The 663-nt window shown below is 65.5% G+C and carries 1 protein-coding gene; it reads left to right on the top strand.

Annotation, left to right across the window (positions count from 1 at the left end; genetic code table 11):
• Positions 1–663 (top strand): SwmB domain-containing protein (locus VTU_RS29780; RefSeq protein ID WP_265597364.1); only part of this gene is annotated, 663 nt, incomplete at both ends.

Genomic DNA, 663 nt, shown 5'->3' with positions numbered 1-663 from the left:
CGTGGCCAGCACGGAGACGGTGACCGTCAGCTACACCAAGCCCGCGACCGGCGCCGTGGTGCAGGACGCTGCGGGCAACGACGCAGCGAACTTCAGCGACCGGGCCGTCACCAACAACACACCCGCGGGAGCAGACACCACGCCCCCGGTATTCAGCAGCGCCACAGCCAACGGCGACAAGGTGGTGATCAGTTACACCGAACAGAACAACTTGGCCGACGTAGCGCTGTCGGGCACTGGAGGCTTTTCGGTATACCGCCACGGCCCCCCGGCAGAACGCTTCCACATCAAGAGCGTCGTGGTGAACGGGGCGGCCAATACCGTGACGCTGACACTCGAACACGTTCCCGTGTCCTACGGTGAGGGGGTGAGCGTCAGCTACGCCAAGCCCGAATCCGGCAATGTGGTGCAGGACGTGGCGGGCAACCACGCGGCCAGCTTCGATATCACGCGCGTGACCAACATCACGCCCGAGCCGGGAGACACCACGCCCCCGGTGTTCAGCAGCGCCGCGGTCACCGGCAACCAACTGGTGATCAGCTACACCGACACCAACAGCCTGAACGCGGTAACGCTCACGGGCAACGCAGGCTATGCGGTGAACACCGCCGCAGGCACGGTGGCCATCACCGTGAGCAGCGCCGTGGTAAACGCCACGGCCAA

Origin of the sequence: Verminephrobacter aporrectodeae subsp. tuberculatae At4, assembly GCF_000193225.1 — a bacterium.
Taxonomy (GTDB): Bacteria; Pseudomonadota; Gammaproteobacteria; order Burkholderiales; family Burkholderiaceae_C; genus Acidovorax; species Acidovorax aporrectodeae.
The sequence above is the reverse complement of the archived record's forward strand: the minus strand, read 5'-3'. Positions and strand labels throughout refer to the sequence as shown.